This is a genomic window from Neomoorella stamsii, from assembly GCF_002995805.1.
GTDB lineage: Bacteria > Bacillota > DSM-521 > Neomoorellales > Neomoorellaceae > Neomoorella > Neomoorella stamsii.
In genome coordinates this window covers 1-22,581 of record NZ_PVXL01000004.1, presented here as the reverse complement: position 1 = coordinate 22,581, position 22,581 = coordinate 1, and the positions used below count along the sequence as shown (strand labels likewise).

At 52.3% G+C, this 22,581-nt stretch carries 24 protein-coding genes and 1 pseudogene; 2 read left to right on the top strand and 23 right to left on the bottom strand.

Annotated features, from left to right (window positions below):
• Window positions 1-31 precede the first annotated feature (31 nt).
• The 5 genes from MOST_RS00165 to MOST_RS00145 form a co-directional block, all read right to left on the bottom strand.
• The gene (locus MOST_RS00165; protein WP_054937875.1) at window positions 32-1,426 is read right to left on the bottom strand and encodes a sigma-54-dependent transcriptional regulator; all 1,395 of its coding nucleotides are present in this window, start codon (window positions 1,424-1,426) and stop codon (window positions 32-34) included.
• On the bottom strand, window positions 1,401-3,146 hold the full coding sequence (locus MOST_RS00160; protein WP_054937874.1) for a transporter substrate-binding domain-containing protein: 1,746 nt from the start codon (window positions 3,144-3,146) through the stop codon (window positions 1,401-1,403). Before MOST_RS00160 ends, MOST_RS00165 begins: the two co-directional genes overlap by 26 nt.
• 295 nt (window positions 3,147-3,441) lie before the next feature.
• Window positions 3,442-4,065, bottom strand: a complete 624-nt coding sequence (locus tag MOST_RS00155) for a Uma2 family endonuclease (protein ID WP_054937873.1) — start codon at window positions 4,063-4,065, stop codon at window positions 3,442-3,444.
• Between the two features lie 76 nt (window positions 4,066-4,141).
• Window positions 4,142-4,402 carry a DUF5395 family protein gene (locus tag MOST_RS00150; RefSeq protein WP_054937872.1) on the bottom strand — a complete coding sequence of 87 codons (261 nt, stop codon included), beginning with the start codon at window positions 4,400-4,402 and terminating at the stop codon, window positions 4,142-4,144.
• 65 nt (window positions 4,403-4,467) lie between these two features.
• A complete protein-coding gene (locus tag MOST_RS00145; RefSeq protein WP_054937871.1) occupies window positions 4,468-5,220 on the bottom strand; it encodes an acyl-[acyl-carrier-protein] thioesterase in 753 nt (250 codons plus the stop codon).
• 389 nt (window positions 5,221-5,609) lie between these two features.
• On the opposite strand from MOST_RS00145, the gene MOST_RS00140 reads away from it, so the two are divergent.
• Complete coding sequence (locus MOST_RS00140; RefSeq protein ID WP_054937870.1) at window positions 5,610-6,119, top strand: CGGC domain-containing protein; 510 nt, start codon at window positions 5,610-5,612, stop codon at window positions 6,117-6,119.
• Here MOST_RS00140 and MOST_RS17730 read toward each other — a convergent pair.
• The 15 genes and pseudogenes from MOST_RS17730 to MOST_RS00070 all read right to left on the bottom strand — a co-directional run bounded on the left by MOST_RS17730 (window position 6,106) and on the right by MOST_RS00070 (window position 18,919).
• Window positions 6,106-6,291, bottom strand: a complete 186-nt coding sequence (locus MOST_RS17730; protein WP_156272728.1) for a DUF951 domain-containing protein — start codon at window positions 6,289-6,291, stop codon at window positions 6,106-6,108. The genes MOST_RS00140 and MOST_RS17730 overlap by 14 nt on opposite strands.
• Window positions 6,292-6,334: 43 nt before the next feature.
• Window positions 6,335-7,180 (bottom strand): annotated as a pseudogene (locus MOST_RS18330) (HEAT repeat domain-containing protein); the annotation flags it as partial.
• Window positions 7,181-7,187: 7 nt separating this feature from the next.
• Complete coding sequence (gene yedF / locus MOST_RS00130) at window positions 7,188-7,769, bottom strand: sulfurtransferase-like selenium metabolism protein YedF (protein ID WP_083476790.1); 582 nt, start codon at window positions 7,767-7,769, stop codon at window positions 7,188-7,190.
• Window positions 7,770-7,883: 114 nt separating this feature from the next.
• Complete coding sequence (locus MOST_RS00125; protein ID WP_054937867.1) at window positions 7,884-9,314, bottom strand: aminopeptidase; 1,431 nt, start codon at window positions 9,312-9,314, stop codon at window positions 7,884-7,886.
• An 87-nt stretch (window positions 9,315-9,401) separates the two neighbouring features.
• The gene (locus tag MOST_RS00120; protein WP_054937866.1) at window positions 9,402-10,115 is read right to left on the bottom strand and encodes a CvpA family protein; all 714 of its coding nucleotides are present in this window, start codon (window positions 10,113-10,115) and stop codon (window positions 9,402-9,404) included.
• Between the two features lie 26 nt (window positions 10,116-10,141).
• Window positions 10,142-10,951, bottom strand: a complete 810-nt coding sequence (gene panB, locus MOST_RS00115) for a 3-methyl-2-oxobutanoate hydroxymethyltransferase (RefSeq protein ID WP_054937865.1) — start codon at window positions 10,949-10,951, stop codon at window positions 10,142-10,144.
• Window positions 10,952-11,335: 384 nt separating this feature from the next.
• Window positions 11,336-12,565: a malic enzyme-like NAD(P)-binding protein gene (locus tag MOST_RS00110; protein WP_054937864.1), complete on the bottom strand. Its 1,230-nt coding sequence runs from the start codon at window positions 12,563-12,565 to the stop codon at window positions 11,336-11,338.
• Window positions 12,566-12,698: 133 nt separating this feature from the next.
• A complete protein-coding gene (locus MOST_RS00105; protein ID WP_054937863.1) occupies window positions 12,699-13,595 on the bottom strand; it encodes an HpcH/HpaI aldolase/citrate lyase family protein in 897 nt (298 codons plus the stop codon).
• 15 nt (window positions 13,596-13,610) lie between these two features.
• A complete protein-coding gene (locus tag MOST_RS00100; protein ID WP_054937862.1) occupies window positions 13,611-14,507 on the bottom strand; it encodes a succinate--CoA ligase subunit alpha in 897 nt (298 codons plus the stop codon).
• 26 nt (window positions 14,508-14,533) lie between these two features.
• A complete protein-coding gene (locus tag MOST_RS00095) occupies window positions 14,534-14,842 on the bottom strand; it encodes a hypothetical protein (protein WP_054937861.1) in 309 nt (102 codons plus the stop codon).
• 10 nt (window positions 14,843-14,852) lie between these two features.
• Window positions 14,853-16,106 (bottom strand): ATP-grasp domain-containing protein, encoded by a 1,254-nt coding sequence (locus MOST_RS00090; protein WP_054937860.1) that lies wholly within the window; start codon window positions 16,104-16,106, stop codon window positions 14,853-14,855.
• A 191-nt stretch (window positions 16,107-16,297) separates the two neighbouring features.
• The gene (locus MOST_RS00085) at window positions 16,298-16,753 is read right to left on the bottom strand and encodes a DUF441 domain-containing protein (RefSeq protein ID WP_054937859.1); all 456 of its coding nucleotides are present in this window, start codon (window positions 16,751-16,753) and stop codon (window positions 16,298-16,300) included.
• A 77-nt stretch (window positions 16,754-16,830) separates the two neighbouring features.
• A complete protein-coding gene (locus MOST_RS00080) occupies window positions 16,831-17,550 on the bottom strand; it encodes a 2-phosphosulfolactate phosphatase family protein (RefSeq protein ID WP_054937858.1) in 720 nt (239 codons plus the stop codon).
• Window positions 17,551-17,698: 148 nt separating this feature from the next.
• Complete coding sequence (comA, locus tag MOST_RS00075; protein WP_054937857.1) at window positions 17,699-18,514, bottom strand: phosphosulfolactate synthase; 816 nt, start codon at window positions 18,512-18,514, stop codon at window positions 17,699-17,701.
• A gap of 129 nt (window positions 18,515-18,643) precedes the next feature.
• Window positions 18,644-18,919: a YqhV family protein gene (locus MOST_RS00070; protein WP_054937856.1), complete on the bottom strand. Its 276-nt coding sequence runs from the start codon at window positions 18,917-18,919 to the stop codon at window positions 18,644-18,646.
• A gap of 76 nt (window positions 18,920-18,995) precedes the next feature.
• Between MOST_RS00070 and MOST_RS00065 the strand changes: the two genes are divergently transcribed.
• Window positions 18,996-20,216 (top strand): MFS transporter, encoded by a 1,221-nt coding sequence (locus MOST_RS00065; RefSeq protein WP_106006975.1) that lies wholly within the window; start codon window positions 18,996-18,998, stop codon window positions 20,214-20,216.
• Window positions 20,217-20,245: 29 nt separating this feature from the next.
• Here the strand turns inward: MOST_RS00065 and phoU are convergent, their stop codons facing one another.
• The 3 genes from phoU to MOST_RS00050 form a co-directional block, all read right to left on the bottom strand.
• Entirely contained in the window at window positions 20,246-20,917 is a 672-nt protein-coding gene (gene phoU, locus MOST_RS00060) for a phosphate signaling complex protein PhoU (protein WP_054937855.1), read from the bottom strand.
• 104 nt (window positions 20,918-21,021) lie between these two features.
• Window positions 21,022-21,780, bottom strand: a complete 759-nt coding sequence (gene pstB, locus MOST_RS00055; RefSeq protein ID WP_054937854.1) for a phosphate ABC transporter ATP-binding protein PstB — start codon at window positions 21,778-21,780, stop codon at window positions 21,022-21,024.
• 142 nt (window positions 21,781-21,922) lie between these two features.
• Window positions 21,923-22,450 carry a phosphatase PAP2 family protein gene (locus tag MOST_RS00050; RefSeq protein ID WP_106006974.1) on the bottom strand — a complete coding sequence of 176 codons (528 nt, stop codon included), beginning with the start codon at window positions 22,448-22,450 and terminating at the stop codon, window positions 21,923-21,925.
• Between the last annotated feature and the right edge of the window lie 131 nt (window positions 22,451-22,581).

Genomic DNA, 22,581 nt, shown 5'->3' with positions numbered 1-22,581 from the left:
TAGGGGAAGATATTTCCGCTATTTTTATAAATCAGGACTGTGAACCGGAAATTATATCCGCTTTTTTTCCTTTTATCCTATACTTCTTCAGTTTATTCCTCAGGGTCCTATCTGTTATGCCTAAAAGGATTGCCGCTTCTTTTTTTCTACCACCGGTTTTCTTTAGAGTTGAGAGGATCAACTTTTTTTCTACCTGGTCCAGGGTTTCGCCAATAAAAACAGGTATGGCGTCGGGAATGTCCATGGGCAACGGATCAGATAAAGGCTGAAGATTTGAAGGTAAATTGTCTGTTGTAATTTCCCTGCCCGTTGCCAGAGCCACACCACGTTCAATAATATTTTCCAATTCTCTTATATTACCGGGAAAATTATAGTTTACTAATAAACGGAGAGCTTCAGGAGTAATAGAATCCACCTGACGCCCCAGCAGTGCCGAATATTTAGCAATAAAATGCTTTACTAATAAGGGGATGTCCTCTTTGCGTTCCCGCAGGGGCGGTAACTCAATATTAATTACATTCAGCCGGTAATACAGATCTTCACGAAAGTTATTCTGCTTAATAGCCTCGGGCAAATTCCTGTTGGTTGCCGCCAAGATACGTACATCAACCGGGTAGGTATTCTTGGAGCCCAGCGGTATCACGGTTTTATCTTGTAAAAAGCGTAAGACTTTGGCCTGGAGGACGAGGGACATCTCCCCAATTTCATCTAAAAAAATAGTACCACCATGGGCAGCCCGTAGTTTCCCCTCATAGCTGCGGTTAGCACCCGTAAAAGCTCCCTTCTGGTAACCGAAAAGCTCACTTTCCAATAAATTTTCCGGGATAGCAGCGCAATTTATAACCTCAAAAGGACCTTTTTGCCGCCGGCCGTAATAATGAATCGCCCGCGCCACCAGTTCTTTCCCAGTTCCACTCTCACCGGTTATTAAAACGTTGCTATCAATATCCTTTACTTTTTCTATCAGAGTCAAAATCTTATTAATTGCCCTTGATTTTCCAATGATACCATAAGATTCATATTGCTTTTTAAGTTCTTGGTTCAAGATTTCCAACCTGGCCTGCAGGTGGTACAATTCCAAACCTTTATTAACCAGGGCTTTGAGTTCCTCAATATCGACAGGTTTGGTCAGGTAATAAAAGGCACCTTCTTTAATAGCTTCTACAGAAGAACGGATACTACCATAAGCAGTTAAAACTATAACAACAGCGTGTGGATTAAACTGCCGAATCTTACGTAGTACCTGTAAACCATCAACTTGCCCGAGATATAAGTCAAGAATAGTGAGGGCAATCTCTTCATTCTGCAAATAATAGAACCCTACCGCCGGATCAGTGGCCGTAATTACTTCAAAATCATTCAGCAGGGCAAAGCTCAAAGAAGAACAAATGGCGGGGTCATCATCGATTATTAGAATTTTCTCCATGACGCACCTCCTGGCAGAAAGTGATCTTGAAACGTGTCCCCCGGCCCTTCTGGCTAAATACCCTTATATCGCCATGATTCTCTTTAACAAGTTGGTAGGTAATAAAAAGACCCAGACCCGTTCCTTTTTCTTTTGTGGTATAAAAAGGATCAAATATGTGTCCAAGGTGCTCTGAAGAAATGCCGCAACCATCATCCTCTACCTCAATCCACACCCCATCCTGGCCTTTACCTGCTGCAATTTTTACCTTGCCTTTTTCTTTAATGGCTTCAGTAGCGTTTAAAATGAGGTTAATTAATATTTGTTTTAGCTGTTGCTGATCAGCCCATATCCTTAGAGAAGTGTCGATTTGAACATCAAAATCGATTCCACTGTTAACCTGCCCTTGAAATAAAACCATAACTGAATTTACGATTTCATATAAATTACACCATTCGCGGACCGGTGCGCGGGGGCGGGCGTACTGTAATAATTCCCCGACAAGCTTATTAAGGCGCTCAATCTCCATGGGCACATATTTTAACATCTCAGCGCGAAAACGGGGGTTGTCATATTGAACAGGAAGAGTGTCAACAAAAGTTTTAATGGCCATAATCGGATTTCTAATTTCATGGGCTATGTTGGCTAAAAGCAAACCCAGGGATTCCATTTTATCCTTACGGGCCAAACTTTCACGCAAGTGCTTTGCCAGGGTAATATCCCTTAAACTAATAACTACCCCGATGACTTTATTGCTTTCGCCGTATAGAGGAAAAATATTATAGCTCAGCAAAGATTGTTTGCCATTCTTAATTTCGATTTCGTGATCAACAAAAGCCTTACCAGTCGCCATGGTTTCATATACAATACCAAAATCAAAATAGCGAACCAGTTCTGTTTCCAAAGCGTATTTTCCGATTAAGTTATGGCTCTTTATGTTTAAAATTTTACGAGCATAAGAATTGATTGAGGTAATTATTCCCATGCGGTTTAATCCAATTACTCCTACATCTACGCTATCGATAATATGACTGTTTAGATCTTCAGCTACCAGGCCAAACCACTTTTCGCAGATCCGATCGTAAGCCCCATTTTCTTTTATCGCTCGTAATCCTTTATTAAAAATTTCTACTAGTTGCTTCCTGCCACGACTGACAGCTATAGCATAAGCCTGTGGCGAAATTGGCTGGCCAACCAGCCTGATTTTATCTATGTGTCCCATCTTTTGGGCTAGGTAAGTTCCTGTAAGCCTGTTGCCGATAAAGGCATCGACTTTTCGTTTAATTAATTCGTTTAATGCTTCGCCTTGATCAGCAGTAAAGATATAGTGCAGAAAAGTTTTAGCGCTGCCAAGATGATGGTTGATCAAGTCATAAGATATGTCATCTTTTTGAACGGCTACCTTTAAACCCTTTAGATCATTCAAAGTTAAAATATCATACCGGTCCCTTAGAACAAAAACAGAATGAGAAACTACCAGGTATGCCTCGGTAAAATCAAAGATATCCTGACGTCTTGCACTTAAAGCCATACCCTGTATAGCATCAAAAATACCCTCCTGAACGGCTCGTATAGCTTCTGACCAGGGCATGGCTCTGAAATAGATTTCTACCCCCACCTCTTTGGCAATGGCTTTTAAAATATCCACGTTAAATCCCTTGAAGGCCCCATCATCGTTTAAAAACTCAAAAGGAGGGTAGCGACAATCACCGCAAACCCGGAGAATAAGTTTAGTAAACATAAGAAAGTCCCACCTTTTTGAGTGCCTGTTTAGTTATAGATGCTATTTTCCTCATCGAAAAAAGTGCTACCAGCCAGCAGCTTAATGAAAAATCTGCCCGATAGCACCTTTGCTTTCTCACCCGGGGAAATGATATAACGAAAAAAGTTACCTGCCTTTTAACAAAACAGGTAACTTCATCGTCCTGTAAGCCTCTTTGCTTACCTAAACTATCACTTTTTAAACTATTATATTTGTATGCTTCTATAATGTCAATATTGAGGTAGAAAACCTTGCGAAATAGCCCTGGATCAAATTATTGGCTGCCACCATTTTCTTGCTTTCGGTCGGGATAATCCTCTATAAGAGGATTATAGAAAATATCTACAACATTAACACAAAAACCCTCTATTACCCGGGAACGGACAATTCCTTCTTTCTCAATATCCTGGTCCAGTTTAAATTTGCCTTCCACCAGGGAAAAAACCTGAATGGATTTATCCTGGGGATCTATAATCCAATACTCCTTGACGCCATGTTTTCCGTAAACCTTGTATTTCTGGCGCAGGTCATAATAGGCTGTCGTGGGGGAAAGGATTTCCACCACCAGGTCCGGGGCGCCCTCGATCTTTTCAGGTTTAATAATATCCATCCGGTCGCGGGCAATGAAAATAATGTCCGGCTGGTAGGTTTCAGTTTCCTCGAGATAAACATCCATAGGCGCATGTAAAACTATACCTAAATTCTTTGCGGTTACATAAGCGACCATTTTAGACACGAGCTGCATAGAAATTATCTGGTGGTAAGAAGTGGGCGATGGTGTCAATACCAGTTCTCCCCCGATGAGCTGGTAAGGAGCTCCCTCCGGTAGCCGGCAGTAATCGTCGTAGGTATAAACCTTATCTTTGCTAACTGCTATTTCCTTTAGGGCCAGGCTCACTATTACCACCTCCCGCCTTTTTGCCTGAAGATATTTTATCGCTTCGCTTGGTGGCCAACAACCTCTGTTACCATTACTATAATTCCACTGCTAACACGCGGTTGAAATAAGCAGGCATATACTGCCGGACACGGGCATAATCGGGCATGGTTTCGTAATCAAATTTCATCAGGACCGTGACTTTTGTTCCCTGCTGAAATTTGCCGCTTTTCCGTAGGGCGTTTTTAATGCTCTGGTCCAGTTCAACCAGGGTACGACCCCTGGCCTCAAAATTAGCATCACCGGCTATCCATTCCCGGCCATTATGGATAAGCCTTACTTCCATATTTGCTCGCATTGAACCTTCGCTCCTTTGCCACGAAGAACATAAAATATGACCTGGTATCAGTATCAATAAATTAGTTAGCGTTCCTGCCAGGTGGTCCGGGCCAGGGCTAGTTCTAGTTCTTTTTTCGGGCAGGTGAGGCGGTGGAGGTAACACCTGGTACCGTCCCCGGCCTTTAGCTCCTGACTCTCGCTCAAGATGTGATCCCCGTAGCGGGCGTCTTTTTTATAAACAATCTCGATGGTGGCCGGAAAGGCCTGCCGGTGGACTTCGAGGGGCACGCTCTCCAGCAGCCAGTTTATATACCTTTTGTTATTGGCATGGTGGTTGATATCCATATCTGCTGCCCCCACGGTAAATTCTGCCGTAATAGATGGGCTTTCCAGAGTTGGTAGCTCGCTAAAGCCTGCCGGGATGGCCGCCTCAGGATAAAGCCCATAAGGTGCGCTTACCGCGGGCGGTATCCGCAGGGGCTTTTTACTGGCGATATCCAGGAAGATCCACACGGATGCGGCCCGGCCCAGGAGGTTACCCCCGGCATCATGGATATAAAAATTACGGTAGGCAAAACAGCGCTGGAAGCGTTCCACCCAGGTGGTGACGGTTATCTTTTCCTGCCAGCGGGGGTAGCGGCTCACCTGGAGATGATAGCGGTAGACGACCCAGCCCCGGCCGGCGGCGTTTAAGCTGGCAATGCTGTTGCCAGCTGTTTCAGAATGCCAGGTGGCCGTTTCTTCCAGGTAACCCAGGACAGTCACCGGTGAGGCTTCTAACATAAAATTGGTTTCATAATAGTGAACTTGATAGGACCTCTGGTATGTATTGAGCAACAAGTAGATCACCAGCGTTTAATTTGCCTTACCTGTTTATTATATTATACCAAGGATCCCGGAGGTAGCACCAACTATTATTATCAACTCCAGATAGAGAAAGGAACCAGGAAGGCATAGCCGCTAAATTAGCTTCCACCGTCATATATCTCGGGGGGCCGGGGCACCACTTAAGTTTTTATAGGGGCAACCGACTTTTAAGGGAAGAGATAATTAAAAGTAGAGGCCAGTTTTTTAAACATCCTTTATCTTTTCTTAAAATTATTAAGTTGGATTGTCGTCAGCTTCCGACATTTTTTTGAAGGCCGATATGTTAAACTGCTATCGTTGTGGAAAATCGATGCCAATCTGGTTAAATTATCATTTTCTATAAAAGAGGGCTTCTTAAAATGCACCGAGTTGGTATTATTGCCTGCCAGGATCACTGGAAGAAGGGATGCCCTGGCTACCAGGCCCATATTCTCTGTTTCCTGGCCCTGGAGAAAAAAAGGGGACCGCTAGGGGAGCTGCCGGGAGCTAAAATCGTGGCCATGCAGCCCTGCCCGGGCTGCCCGGGTACCGGCCGCCTGGATGTGGCCCGCCGCCTGGTTCGTCAAGAAGGAGTCGATTATTTCGTTTTTCCTTCCTGCACGTTTTTTGACAACCATTGCCCCACTGCCTTTGCCCAGGCAGAGGCCATTGAGGCCGAACTGGGCCGCCCGGTGCTCATGGGTAGTTACCTGGAGGCAGCTGCAGCCCGTTGCTGTTCGACCGTCAGTTTAAATCCAGGTGATATCCCCAGCCTCACCGAATGCCGGCAGCGCCTCCTCAACCTCAATTATTTGCGTTATTTATATGAAAAACAGGCCGCCACTCCCAGGAAGGCCTTGCAAATCCTGACCCTGCTCAAGGCAACTTAGAAATTACTTTTTTAATGCTCTTTTCCGCTTTCAGGCGAGGAATAAGGATTAAACGGCCGCATCCCAGGCAGCGCAGGCGAAAATCCATGCCTACCCGTAATATCTCCCACTGGTCGCTGCCGCAGGGGTGTTTCTTTCTGGTCTGGACGATATCGCCGACCTGCAGATCCATCCTGGTGTTCTCCTCCCATTGCTTGCTCTTCCCTTGCTGCACCCAGCTCGGCCAGGGCTGCGCCGGCAGCCACCCGGACTTCCCAGGTTGCATCGGCCAGGCAACCTTTAAGCAGGTCCCCTGCCTCCCGGCACTTTAACCTCCCCAGGGAACGGGCGGCGGCGGCTCGCACTGCGGCCACCGGGTCGGCCAGGGCCTTCTTTAAACTTTCGGCGGCCTGGCCGCAGCCTGTTTCTCCAAGGGCCATGGCTGCCGCTCTGCGCACGGCAGCGGTCCCATTCTCAAGGCAATGCTCCAGGGCCGGCAAGACCCGGCCATCCTCAAAGAGGCCCAGGATATTTATCACCCGTAAGGAAATATCTTCCGGCCCCCGGGCCAGGAGATCCAGTAAAGGCGGGATGCTGGCTGTTCCTAAGGCTAACAACACCTCGGCCACCCGCGCCGGCGGCCAGCGCCGGGGTTCCGCCAGGGCTGCAAGCAACGGTTCCAGGCAGCGCCGGTCACGTAAGCGGGTAAGGGCGGCAGTTGCTGCCATCTGGACGCCTTCATCCCGGTCCCCCAGGGCCGCCAGGAGGGGGCCAAGGGCGCGTTTAATTTCCATCTCGCCCAGGATGGTGGCCGCCGCAGCTTTCTCGCCGGCTTTTCCCTGTTCCAGGGCCCGCAGCCACGCGTCAATAAAACCTTCTTCCTCCGCTAGAGCCGCCAGCTGCTCACGGGTAGCTTCCTCCAGGCGCGGCCAGAGGCCGGCAAGGAGCCCGGCCAGGGCCAGGGCGTCCAGCCGGCACAACTCCCGTCGCAAACCTTTAGCTATTTTGCCCCGGCAACCTGCCAGGGCTGCTGACAGGCGCTGCTCATCCCGGTAACGCCGGCGCTGCCAGAGCAAAGTCACCACTCCCCTAGAGGGTAATTACCTTTTCCGCAGCCATGAGGTGCTCAATAATGGTATACATATTGGTAACGCTACCGGCACACAATTTTTCCTTCAGGTGGTAATAGTCCAGGCAGGTGCCGCAGGCCAGGATTTCCACTCCCTTTTGCTCCAGGGTTAGCAGGCTGTCCAGCACTGGTGAACCCTGGCAGCAGAGCTGGACACCACTGTTGATAAAGAGTACCCGCCGGGGCAGCACTTCCGTTTCACCCAAGCTGTAAAAGAAGCTGCGCATGAGGATGCTCCCCAGTTCTTCGGAACCGCGGCCCAGGTTGGCCGAGGTTACCAGTAATACCTGGCCCGGATTAACGCTTAACTGGGTAGCCGGTATGCTTTCCTTGCGAATATGGATATAGTACTCACTTCCCTGTTCCCTGACGCTGGTCTCACACTCCAGGCTCCGCGCCAGCTTTAAAACATTATCCCGGGCCACCTCATTATCGACAATAGTAACCAGCTCGCCATCCGGCTCCAAAGTTTCCAGGGCCTTTTTGGTCTGGATAACCGGTTGCGGGCAGGCCAGCCCGCGGGCATCTACTATTTTTTCCACCGTGTCAACCTCCCTTTTAAAAGAAAAGCACCTGGCGCCCATCCGCTCTCAAGGTACCAGGGCTTTTTATATACTTTTTCTCCATAAGGTTTTGCTTTTCCTGCTTAAAAATCCTTAACTGGCAAGAAAAGCCTTGTAGGCCCGGTAGGCCATATAAATATCCACCTTACTGGCTATCTCCAGGGGAGCGTGCATGGAGAGGAGGGCCGGGCCGCAATCGGCCACATCCAGGCCAAAGTAGGCCAGGAACTTGGCTATGGTCCCGCCGCCGCCGGCATCCACCTTGCCCATTTCGCCGCTCTGCCAGATAACCTGGTTCTGGTTGAAAATGTCCCGCAGCCGGCCCATAAACTCGGCACTGGCGTCATTGGCGTCGTATTTGCCCCGGGCACCTGAGTATTTGTTTAAAACTACGCCGTACCCCAGGCGGGAGGCATTATGCATGTCGAAGACATTTTCATAGGTGGGATCGACACCGGCGGTGACGTCAGCGGAAATGGCCTGGGAATTGGCCATAATCCGGCCTACATGGATAATGCTTGTGGTACCCACACGGGCCGCCAGTTCAGTTATGGCATATTCCAGGAGGCGGGAATGGGCGCCGGTATTACCTGTACTGCCGATTTCTTCTTTATCTACCAGGAGCACCAGGGCCGTATGGCGGGGCACCTCCAGGTCCAGGATGGCCTGCAGGGCCGTGTAGCCGCAGACCCGGTCGTCCTGGCCGTAACCTCCTACCAGGGAGCGGTCAAAACCCAGGTCCCGGGCCGGACCGGCCGGCACCAGTTCCAGCTCCGCCGTGATCAGGTCCTCTTCCACCAGGCCATAACGCTCATTTAACAGCTGGAGAATGGCCAGGCGAATTTTATCTTTTAGATCATCTTCGCCGGGATAGGGTATGCTGCCCACTACCAGGTTTAAATCGTCCCCGTTCAGGGCTTCTTCCATTGTCTTTTTCATCTGCTCCTTGGCCAGGTGAGGTAATAAATCACTTATGGTAAAAATGGGATCCGCGCTGTCTTCACCGATTACCACTTCCACCCGGCGACCGTTCCGTAACATAATCACGCCGTGCAGGGCCAGGGGGAGGGCCGTCCACTGGTATTTCTTGATGCCGCCGTAATAGTGGGTTTTGAACATGGCCAGGCCGTCTTTTTCATAGAGGGGCATGGGTTTCAGGTCCAGGCGTGGCGCATCAACATGAGCCCCCACCAGCCTTATACCTTCGGCCAGGTCGGCCGTTCCCATTATGCCCATGAGCAGGACTTTACCCCGCCATTCCAGGTAGAAGCGGCTCCCGGGATTTAACCCCCGGCCGGGAGGCAGGTCAGCCAGGGAAACAAAACCGCGCCCCCGGGCGGCTTCCAGGGCGGCACGGACGGCTTCCCGTTCAGTTTTAGCCCGGCTTAAGAAGGTTTTATACCCCTCGGCAAAGGCAAAAACCTTTTCCCTGGTATCCCCTTCCAAACGCTCCCAGGCACTCTTTTGGGGTAGGGCCAGTTCTTTTTGTAGTTTTTTGCCCCTGCTTTCTTCTTTTTCTGCCATTACGCAATTCCTCCTTTTTTGTTAACCTGGAGGCAGAAACCCCATTCTTTTTCTTTCATTCCTTAGAAGGCCTCCTGTCGCCAACCCCTAGATTAGGGTATGCAACAATCCGGCCAGCCAGTCATAAAAATTGCCCAACTGGAAGGCCATGCCGGAGTTATAGAGCTGCCGGGCCAGGGGTACAAAACCGGGAGCCGCCGTCATGGCCGGTAGGGCCAGGAGGGAGCGCAGCATCCCTACCAGCAAAGCCAGCCAGAAGACCTGCCCCAGGAGGCCCAGAGCCAGGCCCAGTCCCCGGTTTACCAGGCCAGCAGGTGCCATGTTGATCCCCATGGTGCCCCAACGAGCCAGGCGGCGTAAAAGAAATAAACTGCCGTAAAACAGGACCACCAGGGTTATTAATTCCAGGCCCAAGAAGACCAGCTGCCCGGCCAGGGCTTGGCCCACCGTACCTCCGGAAACCTTCTCCAGGCCCTCCAGCAGGCTCTGTTTTATCATACCCGGTAAGGGCGTGCCGTTTAAAAGGATTTCCATCTGCCTGGTGGCCGCCGTACCCAGGGGCTGGCTGAGAACCGATCGTGGTAATGGTAAGAGGGGAGCCAGCCCGTTACCCCAGCGACTGGTTAAATGCCAGGCCTGGTCCAGGGCTTCGGCCAGGGGCCGGGCATACAGGGCTGCCACTAGCCCCGCCACCAGGTAGCTGATCCAGCCGGCTACCAGGTTAACAAAGCCCAGGCGGTAACCCCGCCAGGCGCCCCAGGCCAGGAGTAGAAGCAAGAGCAGGTCCAGGTAATTGAGCAACTAACAGCGTCCCTCCATACATCCTTTTACCGGAAACTGTGTTCTTCACCGGGGAATTTCCCCTGGCGGACCTCTTCCCGGTAATCTGCAAGGGCCTTGACGATGGCTTCACCAAGGTTGACATAGCGCTTGACAAATTTGGGCTGGAAGCGGTCAAAGAGGCCCAGGAGGTCATGGTAAACCAGCACCTGGCCGTCACAATCAGGCCCGGCACCTATGCCGATGGTCGGTACCGGTAGTTCAGCCGTTATCCGCCGGGCCAGTTCTGCCGGTACACATTCGAGAACCAGGGAAAAGATACCTGCTTCCACCAATTCCGCGGCATCGGCGGCAATCTTCTCGGCTGCGGCTGCCTCCCGTCCCTGGACGCGGTAGCCGCCCAGCTGGACTACCGATTGGGGGGTTAACCCCAGGTGGCCCATGACCGGGATGCCGGCATCGACTATAGCCCGGACCATGGGTATCATGGCCCGGCCACCTTCCAGCTTGACGGCATCGGCTCCGCCCTCCTTGACCAGGCGGCCGGCATTATAAACGGCGTCCTGGACACTGGCCTGGTAAGACAGGAAGGGCAGGTCGGCCACTACCAGGGCTGCCGGGTTGGCCCGCATGACGGCGCGGGTATGGTGCACCATCTCATCCATAGTTACGGGTACTGTACTCTGGTAACCCAGGACCACCATGCCCAGGGAATCGCCCACCAGGAGCATGTCCATGCCGGCCCGGTCAGCCAGCAACGCTGAAGGGTAATCATAAGCGGTTACCATGGTAATCTTCTCACCCCGCTCTTTCATGGCCCGGAGCTGGGGTAAGGTTACCTTGGTGCGTGCGGCCATTTTTCCTCCTCCTTATTCCATATGTTACCATTATAACAGCAATTGGGAGTATTGACCAGCTATATGCTTTATTATAACAGAAAATCCCCCTGCGGGGGATCAGTTACCGGTTCTACTTCCATGGGGAATTCCGGTGGTGAGGTCTCGGGATGGGGCACGCTGTTGGGTTCCGGCGCTTCCCGGGGCCAGCCAGGAGAGTCGATGCGGTTAACCAGTTTGCTGCACCTGCCTTTTTTATGTTATTGTGCCCGGCAGGCAAGGGGGTTATACTATGCCAGAAAAAGCCGCCTGGATAGGGCATCCAGCCGGCTCGTTATATTTCCTGACCACGCGCTTAAAAGTGTCGCCCGCAGTATCTTGGCGCAGGTTCCTGTAAACGCTATTCTACTTCGCGACACCAATAAGCTCTTCCGTATGTTTCTTCACCCACTCGGGGTCCTTCGGCTCCCGGGCCACGCCGCTCTCCATGGCGGCTTTAGCCACAGCTGCCGCCACCGCCGGTGCCACCCGGAGGTCAAAGGCCTCAGGCATGACGAAATCGGGTGAGAGCCTGTCGCCTACCAGGTCGGCCAGGGCATGGGCGGCGGCAATCTTCATGGGTTCATTGATGTCGGAAGCCTTCACGTCAAGGGCACCGCGGAAGATACCGGGGAAGCCGAGGACGTTGTTGACCTGGTTGGGGAAGTCGCTCCGCCCCGTACCCACCACGGCCGCGCCGGCTTCCCGGGCCTTGTCGGGATAGATTTCCGGAACAGGGTTGGCCATGGCAAAGATGATGGGGTCTTTACCCATGGAGCGGACCATGTCCTGGGTAACGGCGTCCTTCACAGAAAGACCGATAAAGCAGTTGGCCCCTACCATGGCATCGGCCAGGGTGCCGCAGCGGTCCTCTTTGTTAGAGATTTTGAGCATCTCCCGTTTTTCCTGGTTTAGGTCCTGGCGCTTGGAGCAGACAATACCCCTGGAATCGCACAGGATCACGTCTTTGACACCTACACTGAGGAGGAGTTTGGCGGTGGCAATACCGGCCGCGCCGGCGCCGTTGATAACTACCTGCAGGTCGTTAAGTTCCCGCTTGGTAATCTTACAGGCGTTAATGATGCCGCTCAATACTACCACAGCCGTGCCGTGCTGGTCGTCATGGAAGATGGGGATGTCGGTGGTTTCCTTGAGGCGCCGCTCGATTTCGAAACAGCGGGGCGCGGCAATATCCTCCAGGTTGACGCCGCCAAAGGTGGGGGTCAGGAGCTGGACTGTCCTGACAATCTCGTCTACATCCTGGGAATCGATGCAGATGGGGAAGGCATCGACGCCGGCAAAGGTTTTAAAAAGCAGGCTTTTTCCTTCCATGACAGGCATGGCCGCCCGGGCGCCAATGTTACCGAGGCCGAGGACCGCCGAGCCGTCGGATACTACTGCTACCATATTCCAGCGGCGTGTATATACGTCTACAAGTTTGGGGTCTTTGTGAATCTCCTTGCAGGGTTCGGCAACTCCGGGGGTGTACGCGAGGGATAAATCCATACGGTCCCGCACAGGTACCCTGCTGCATACTTCAATTTTACCCTGCCACTCTTTGTGAAGTTCAAGGGCTCTTTCCTGAATATTCATTATGGTATACCTCCTTTACGTAAAAAGGTAGAAACCAGAGACCAGGGGGTAAGGGGAAGCGCCACTGACGTGATGGTCTAATGGTTGAACCGGCTGGCAGCTTTTTTAAAAAGCTGCCAGCCATACACCTCGCTCTTTACGCGTTCTTCCTGGCGGCATCTTTAGCCTGGATCTCTTCGTAGGCGCTCAAGATATCCTTGGCGTTGAGGTATACGGGGGTGTCCACCATCTTGCCCTGGTAGGAAATAGCTGCTTTGCCTTTAGCAATGGCTTCTTCTTCAAAGGCTTTAACAACACCGCGGGCCCATTCTACATCAGCGGGATCCGGGGAGTAGAGGCGGTTAGCGGGTTCAACCTGGCTGGGATGGATCAGCATCCTGCCTTCATAACCCATCTGCCGGCCCTGGAGCACACTCTTCTCGAAAGCTTCCATATCCTGGTAAGCGACAAACGGGCAGTCAATGGCAACTACCCCGGCCGCCCGGGCGGCAACTGCCATATGGGCACGGGCGTATTCCTGCTCCTTGCCCTCGGAAGTCAATTTGACCCGCATGTCCTTGCAATAGTCAACGGCACCGAAGATGGCACTAACCACCCGCGGGCTGGCGATGCAGGACTCATAGGCATGGATAATACCTTTAGCGGTTTCCAGCAGGAGAGACACCTTGATGCTCCCTATGGGCAGGCCGCGGCGCCGTTCCAATTCTTCTAATTTCCAGTCCAGGCGCTTGACGTGGTCCGGATGACCGCACTTCGCCAGGGTAACCCCCTGCAGGCCCTCATAGACAATGGCCTCCAGGTCGTCATTGGTCATCTCGGTTTCCCAGTTATTGATGCGTACGTATACCTCAGAGCCATTAGCACCAACAGCCTTAAGGTTCTCGCGGATAAGGTTCCGCGCATTTTCCTTCTCCGCCGGTGGCACCGAATCTTCCAGGTCCAGGGTGATTATGTCGGCGGGGAAGGTAGGCGCCTTGGCAATCATCTTGGGATTATTGCCAGGGACATAAAGGACAGAACGCATTACTGGCATTTCTTCTATTACCTCCTAATGCTTGAGTACGTTTTTGAGGATACGCGGGATATCATTCGGGCTCATAGCCACATAGCCGCCGGCTTTCTGGATGGCTTCCATCTTGCTCTTGGCCGAACCGCGGCCCCTTTCCACAATGCTAGAAGCGTGGGAGAAGCGCTGGCCTTCCGGTGCCCAGGCCCCTGCCACATAGATTACAAAGGGTTTGGTGAATTTACCCGCAGCAATTACTTCCGCGCATTCTTCTTCTTGGGTGCCGCCAATCTCGGAAAATACGGCTACGGCTTCCGTCTGGGGATCTTCTTCGAAAAGGGGTAGCAGGTCAGCAAAGGAAGTCCCCAGCACAGGTTCCGTACCCGTGTGGACGACGGTACTCACGCCGTAACCGTTTTCCTTGAGGATCCAGGGAATAGTTCCCGACTGGCCGCCGCTGCGGGAGAAAACACCAATTGGTCCCGGCCTGAAGAAGGAGTTAGCCCATTCGACATTACCGCCCAGCCAGCCGACAACCGCCTCCCCGGGCGTAATGATGCCGATGGAGCCCGGGCCGATGAGCCTGGTCCCCTTCAGCTTGCAGTACTCCACCATTTCCATAATGTCGTGGATGGGTACCGATTCTACACAGGGGACGATATTTTTAACCCCGGCGTCGGCGGCCTCTTTAACCACCGCTTTCAAAGCCCGGCCGGGTACGAAGATAACACTAAAGTCAATTTCCCCGTGTTCGGCCACGGCCTGCTTGACGGTATGATAGACGGGAATACCCGCTACCTCTTCGCCGCCCTTACCGGGACTTGTCCCGGCCACAACCTTCGTGCCGTAATCCTTCATATACTTGGCCCGGAGGGAACCTTCCCTGCCGGTAATCCCCTGGACAATAACCTTGGTATTTTTATCAATTAAAATCCCCATGATTATCCCTCTTTATCCTTTTCCTATTACTGGATGGTATTCTCTTCCAGCAGACCTCGCTTGCGCAGGTACTCATCCAGTCCTTCAATGGGAACGTCAATTTTAATGGCGCTCTTGCCGCGGAACCAGCATTCATACTCACAGGCAAGGCATTCTGTTCCCCGGCGCTGGACCTCATCTTCACTCAAATGGGCCACCGAGGGTACGCCGTCCTTGAGCTGCAGCATCCCCCTGGCAAACTTCTTGCACGCGTCGATGCAGGCCTTTGTTTCACACTCGCTGCACTTGCTGGTGTCGATGGTGACTTTAATTGTTCTTTCCCAGAATTCGAGCACTGGTTCCACCCTACTTTCGCTTCTCGGCTTGATATTCTTTAACTAGGGCCAGTAATCGTTGCCCTATAAAATCGGTATCGGTAACATGTTCCCGGCCATAAATCTCCACCCTGGTAGCTCCCTCTACATTGCTTAACCCTTCGCGTAAAATGGCGAGGGATTCTTCTTCCTTGTTACCACAGAGCAGTAAGACGCAGGGCAGGCCAGGCTTCTTGGGCAGGACTTCCCGCAGGGCCTTCACGACGGCGTGGGCGTGGTGCCATTGTTCCTGGTTGGCCATCATAAAGCCACCCAGGAGGTAGCCGTCAATGTTGGGCTGGGAGAGCACTACCTTGGCTACCCGGTACACCTTGGAAGCAACCGGGTTGCCGCTAGTATCAGCGTAGTTCGCCGGCTTCAGGTTGACTTTGTTCAGGGCATCCATGCCCATCATGGCCGACCCGCCGCCGATGGGATGGTAGCCGATATAACCCGGGCTCTTCTCGTCAAAGCCCATGCTCATGACGAAACCGGAACCGCGGGTGTCGGTCTTCTCAATGCCCCAGCCAATACGATCCAGTTCGGTAGGCTCATGGGGAAAGTCCCTGGCAATTTCAATACCCATTTCCGGGTGACGGTAAACGCTGCTGTTGTCTACCTCCATCTTGCAGTCGGCCGCCACCAGCTCCCCGTTAGCGGTTAAGACCAGCGGGTTAATTTCCAGGGTAAAGCAATCATATTTTTTATAAGCGTTCCACAGTTTGACCAGCACGCTGGCAAAAGTCATCAGCTGGTCATTGGGGATGCCGGCCTTCACCAGCATGTCAACGGCATCGTAAATTTCGAGGCCATTTAAGGGTGAAATGAGCAGCTTGAAAATCTTCTCTTCCGGAACACTTTCAATGTCCATGCCGCCCTCGGTGCTGAACATCATCATGGGGCAGCGGGCATTGCGGGCGGAATTAACAATAATCGTCACGTAAAATTCCCGGGCAATAGCCAGCTTCTCTTCCACCAGGACTTTACGCACCGGATACCCTTTAATTACCGTACCAAGAATAGAGGCTGCTGCCGCCCGGGCTTCTGCCGGGGTGTCAACCAGTTTTACCGCCCCTGACTTGCCCCTGCCGCCAGCCTGCACCTGGGCCTTCACTGCTACTGGCTTGTTGATCTCCGCAGCAATCTGTTCCGCTTCTTCCGGCGAGGATGCCGCCCGGCCCACAGGAACCGGGATTCCGGCCTTGCGTAGCCATTCCTTACCTTGAAACTCTAACAGCTTGGCCATACTTTCGTCCCTTCCACAAGAAATTTATTGGTCGGAAGACGATATGAAAAAATCCCCCGTACCATCCCCCCTTTTATACCTCTTATAAGCTGGTATATATTGTAAATGTACCCCATAGGGGTATAATCTCTTTACACTGTTATATTATATTCTCGCTAGAAATTAAAAATCCTGCTGGTTTATAAAAAATTTTAGCGCAACCATGCCAGCAGGTTTACCAGCAGGGCAGCAATGCCGCCGGCCATGAGGGGCCCCACGGGAATACCGCCAAAAAAGGCTACACCGATAATGGAACCTATAACCATACCGATCATCATCTGGGGAAAACGCTGGAGCAATTCCAGGCCCTGGCAGTTCATATGGGTGGCAATAATTCCGCTGGCGATGGCTATAATCCCGGGTACGGAAACAAAGGAGGCCAGCATATCCCGGGCTGATACCCGGCCGGACGCAAAGGGCACCAGTACGGAAACCACTAGAAAAATAAGGCCGGCCTCCAGGGCCCGGCGTTCAAGGAAAGGATAGATTCTTTGCAGGTTAGTAAACTGGAGCAGTAAAAGAATAGCAGCAGCGGCTGCAATAACGTTAGAGCGGCCCAGTATGCCTAGCAACATGAGTAGTAACAGGATTGCCGTTGTCGCGCTCATTGAACACGCCCCTTGTACCAGCCATCCTGTACCATATATATGCCGGGGCTACCGGGACAAGAACGCCATAAGTGGCGTTAGCTGGCCTTTTTAATAATACCGCCACCATACACCGGAACTACATCTGTCGCGCCCACCCGAGAACAGAATTCTACATCGGCTTCCATTCCCAGGTCTGCCAGGAGCCGGCCATGAAAACTAGCCTTCAGGGCTGCCGCCGGGTCGGCCCGGTGGCAATAATAATAATCCCTGGCTGCCAGGGCGCCATCGCGCAAGACAAATTCTCCCTGGCCGGCAAGCTGGTCAACCAGTAACCCGGCTGTCAAAAAATCTTCCAGGGAGAAACGATCCCTGGTACCGGCACAAATAATGGTTATGTCAGTTGCTGCCGTAGCAGCCAGTCCGGCCACCGCCGGAGCATTTATCATGGCGCCCAGGAAAACCAGGCGGCCGCCTGCTGCCCGGCGAATGGCCCTGGTGCCGTTGGTAGTAGTTATAATCAACCTTTTGCCGGCAACAATTTCGGTGGTATATTCCAGGGGTGAATTGCCCAGGTCAAAGCCCGGTATTTTTAAGGCATTGCGCTCACCCCCCAGGAGTACCCGCTCGTCCCCCAGGCGCTCACGCATTTCAATGGCTTCCTCGGGGGTCAGGACGGGAATTACCTCCAGGCAACCGGCCGCCAGCGCCACCGTAATGGTGGTCGTTGCCCGCAGCACATCAATAACTATAACTGTTTTATTATTAATGGCCTCATCCGGTATACCATTTAAAGTAGCAAAGACTTCGATTTCCAAACTCAATCGCACCTCCAACGTCTTGCCGGTCCGATAGTTATTCGCGAAAGATTGGTCAGATTCCTGCCGGCCAGGAAGCAAAAGGTAATAATTAAACGAGAAGCAGGAACCCCATCTACCGGCACCCGCTTCCCGTATTTCTTAACTCTTAACTCACTTCAGCCACCTTCAGGGTAGTCCTCAAGGTATCGCCCCGCAGCCCCACCCGCAGGGCTTCCAGGGCCAGGACATCCCCTGGCTGGACATTGCCCAGGTTAACATTGGGCCCCAGGCGCATTATTAAAGCCTGCTGATGCTGCTTCTGGGGAGCCTCCCAGATCACCCGGTCCAGGTCCTTGATGCCTGCCAGCAGGCTGGCTAGTATATCTTCCTTGACGGCCCCGCGTCCGTCGTAAATGACGACTCCCTGGCCCGATTCCCGGCCCTCTACGATGACATAGTCGGCCCCCGCCTCCTGGTCGCCGGTAATCTGGCTTAAGAGAAGGGCTTCGCTTAGGGCATCCCGCGGGTCCTTCTTGCCCACTTCAGTTATGACGCCAAAGCCTGCCGCCCGGGCCTGGCGCACCGCCGCCAGCCGCACGGTCCGGCTCATGTCAATAGTTCCATCGGAGATTTCAATAAAAGTATACCCGAGTTCCCTGGCCGTTTGCAGGTAAAGGTTTAGCCGCCCCTGGAGAACGGCGACTTCAAAGAAGGTGCCGCCGGGAAAAATATCAACATTGTAAGAGCGTGCCAGGCGAATTTTTTCCCGTAAAATAGCCGCCGGGTAAAAAACGGAAGTGCCAAAACCAAGTTTAATGAAATCAATATAGGGCGCTGCCACCTCCAGCAAATCCCTGAATTCCGTCAGGCCCAGACCCTTGTCAATAACCATGGTTAACCCTGCTTGCCTGGGTTTTTGCTGGCGTCCACCAATGGGAAATTCCAGGACATCTTTCCAGGTAGTAGTTGCTTTTTCCTGCATTAATTTCGCCCCTTCCTGTCTTTTTATTTTTTAACCTGCTTTTTTATCTTTATGCCCGGGGCAGGAAGGGGGTAACAATTTTGCCAGCGGTACTTTTTCACAGGTCAGACGACTGTTGCCCCACCATTATTACCGCCTGACGCCATAAAAAATGAGGCCCACCCCCAGGATAATGGTCAGCATTTTAACGGGGGAGATTTTACCGGCCAGACCCCAGAGCCCCAGGGCCATCACCGTCAACATAACCGTCGGGCCAACAAAAGCCAGGGTCGCGTTTATTTTTAAAGCAGCCTCAACCCGGTTTAATTTTAACATCAGGATGGCCGCCGTCAATTCAATCATGCTGGACAGGATGCGTACTGTCGCCATGGCCAGCACATGTTTGTCCGGCAAAAAGAAAAACATGGCATCTCCTCCCCTTATTTTTTATGCGCTGCCGAGACAAAATAGAAGCAGCACTTTCTCCAGGAGGTTTAACAGGTTGCAGTCAGCAATGAAATTACCCTTTGCCATTCTTTGTGCCGTACCCTTTATCATGGTCCTGGGTAACTCCATGCTGGTTCCCTTGCTACCCGTCATGCGTACCACTTTGAATGTCAGCCTGGTCCAGGTCAGCCTTTTTATTACGGCTTTTTCCCTGCCAGCCGGCCTTGTCATCCCCTTTGCCGGTTTCCTGTCCGATGCTTACGGCCGCAAACCCCTTATGGCACCGGCCCTGCTCATTTACGGTTTGGGGGGGCTGCTGGCCGGCCTGGCCGCCTGGCTGGTAGCTTCCCCTTATTACCTGATCCTAGGTAGCCGCATTCTCCAGGGTATTGGTGCCGGGGGTACTTACCAGCTGGCCATGGCCCTGACCAGCGATATTTTCCAGAGCAAGGAGCGCACCAAAGCCTTAGGTTTACTGGAGGCTTCCAACGGGCTGGGAAAGGTGGTCAGCCCCATTGCCGGCTCCCTTGCCGGCCTCATCGCCTGGTTCGCTCCCTTTTTTGTCTATGGCTTCCTGGCCATCCCCATTGGCCTGGCCGTGTGGTTCTTCATTAAAGAACCTTCGGGGCAAGATAAAAACAGGGTAACCTTCCGGACCTATTTCCGTGACCTGGGCCAGGTTTTCCAGACCAGGGGCTTATCCCTTCTGGCCTGCATCCTGGCCGGGATGGTTGTTCTTTTTATTTTGTTCGGGGTTTTAAGTTACGTTTCTGATATCCTGGAAGCAAATTATGGTATCCGGGGCCTCAGTACCGGCCTGCTTATAGCCATTCCCGTGGGTACCATGGCCCTTACTTCCTATTTATCCGGCAGTTACCTGCAACAAAAGGCCGGCAACTTCCTGAAGATGACCATTGTTGCCGGCCTGGTCCTGGAGACCGCTGCCCTGGCAGTTATGGGCTTCTATGATAATATCTATATATTTTTCCTGGCTATGGTGGTCATGGGGATCGGTACAGGTATCGTCCTGCCCTCAGTCAATACCTTGATAACCAGCGTGAGCGCTAAGGAGAGGGGTGGCATTACCTGCCTTTACGGTTCCATGCGTTTCTTTGGTGTCGCCCTGGGACCCCCGGCCTTTGGCCTGGCCATGACCCTAGGCCGGCTACCCCTTTTCCTGGGAGCCGCCATCCTGGTAGGACTGATAACCTTTTTAACGGCGACCTTCATTCAAACGGAAAAAATGCTGCCCCCCGAACTGTTACCCGGTCATTAAAAGACCCGGGTTAAGCTAACCCGGGTCTCTCAATCGTTTAATTCTTTCCGTTCGCCGGTGGCCAGGTAAATAGCTTCCTCGGCTATATTGGTGGCATGGTCGGCTATGCGCTCCAGGTAACGGCTGACAAAAAGCAAATAGGTAGCCTGGGTAATGGTTTTGGGATCCTCCATCATGAAGACCAGCAGTTCCCGGAAGACCTGGTTGTGGAGCATGTCGATTTGGTCGTCTGCCCTGGCTACCGTATAGGCCAGTTCTGTATCTTCCCGGACATAAGCATCCAGGGCTTGCTTGACCATTACCTGGGCTAACTCGGCCATGCGGGGAATATCAATTAAGGGCTTGATCAAAGGCTGGCCAGTTTCCAGGATACGCTGGGCCGTACGGGCAATATCAACTGAATAATCGGCCATACGCTCTAAATCGGTAATAATCTTAAATCCGGCGGCAATTTTGCGTAAATCCTTGGCCATGGGCTGCTGGGTAGCAATAAGCTTTAAACACTGGTCTTCAATCTGTAACTCCATCTCGTCAACAACAACATCGCCCTCAACCACTTCGGCGGCCATTCTGGCATCCTGCCTGGCCAGGCACTCTACTGATTTGGCAATGGTTTGTTCAACAATACTCCCCATGCGCAGGATGTTTTGCTGCAAATCTTCCAGGGAATGTTGAAAGCCCTGCCTGGTTGTGATGGCCATAGTTAGCCCTCCTGTAAATTTGTTACCTTCCATTATATTCACCTCACTTCTTCTCTGTCACTTTTTATGGGTTAAAAAGTTGCTTTTTCTTGGTTAGAGGGGCTTTAACCGAAACGACCGGTAATATAATCTTCCGTCCGCTGGTCACGGGGCCTGGTAAAGATGATTTCCGTCTCATCGTATTCCACCATCTCCCCGTTGAGGAAGAAGGCGGTATAGTCGGAAACGCGGGCTGCCTGCTGCATATTGTGAGTAACTATGATAATGGTATATTTTTCCTTGAGGACCCGGATGAGTTCTTCGATTTTTAAAGTGGAAATGGGGTCCAGGGCCGAGGAAGGCTCGTCCATGAGAACAACTTCCGGCTCGACAGCCAGGAGCCTGGCAATGCACAGGCGCTGCTGCTGGCCCCCGGATAACCCTAAGGCCGGCTGGCGCAGGCGGTCGGCCACTTCATCCCACAGGGCCGCTGCCTTGAGACTCTGCTCCACAATTTCGTCCAGTTTTTTCCTGTTATGGAGCCCGTGAATCCGGGGACCATAAGCCACATTATCGTAAATGGACATGGGGAAGGGATTGGGACGCTGGAAAACCATACCTACCCGTTTGCGTAAGTTGACCACATCGACATCTGGAGCATAAATATTCTGCCCGTCCAAAAGGATTTCCCCGGAAAGTCGCGCTCCTTCAATGAGGTCATTTAAGCGGTTTAAGGTCCGCAAAAAAGTAGATTTGCCGCACCCCGAGGGGCCAATGAGGGCCGTGACGGAATTGGGTTTTATTTCCAGATTAACATCCTTTAAAGCCCATTTAGAACCATAATAAAAATTTAAATTGGTAATTCTTATTTTGGGTTGCATCATATAAAAACGATTACCTCCCCGGTCCAGGCCGGCCTTAACAAGTAGCGGATATCATTAAGGTAGCTCCCAGGCCTGTATCCTGCAAGTTAAGAGGCAAGGCAGCCTCCCCCTGCGGGTATTAGTATTATATCCCGGAGTTGTATTAGTACCAAGGCCAGGAATGAACTGCATAAGCGAAAAGGGCACCAACTGTAGCCCCGCCCAGGACATCGGAAGGGTAGTGCATGCCCACATACATGCGGCTGAGCCCGGTTAAACCGGCCGCCGTAACCAGCGGCCAGGTAAGGACCGGGAAATTCAGGGCGAAGACTACCGCCAGGGAAAAACTGGCGGCCGTATGTCCCGAGGGGAAGGAAAAGTCCTGCCAGGGCCGGGCCAGGTAACGGGCCCCGGGAAGGACCAGATAGGGACGACACCGGCCCACCAGGCCTTTACAAAACCTAACCACCAGGTGACTGCCCACCAGGGCCAGCATGGCCTGCCAGCCCACCAGGCGCGTTTGCTCCCGGCCCAGCAGGGCAGTCGCCAGGGAAAGGGCCAGTCCAAAGGTAGCGCTCCCCAACAAGGTAAACCAGGGCATGGTCCGGTCCAGCAGGGGGCACTGCAGGCGTTGGTTAACATAATAAAAGAGGTAACAGTCGCCCGCGTTCAACCAGCGCCTTAAGGTCAAAACTCCTATCTCAATAATTTGCTTCTAGCTCGTTAAATCTCTTGCTCTCTTAGATTTTCATTTTTATGATGAAGTCCAAGAAGGCAGACTAAGCCTTCATCTTCATCATCAGTAGACGTAGTTGTTGTGGA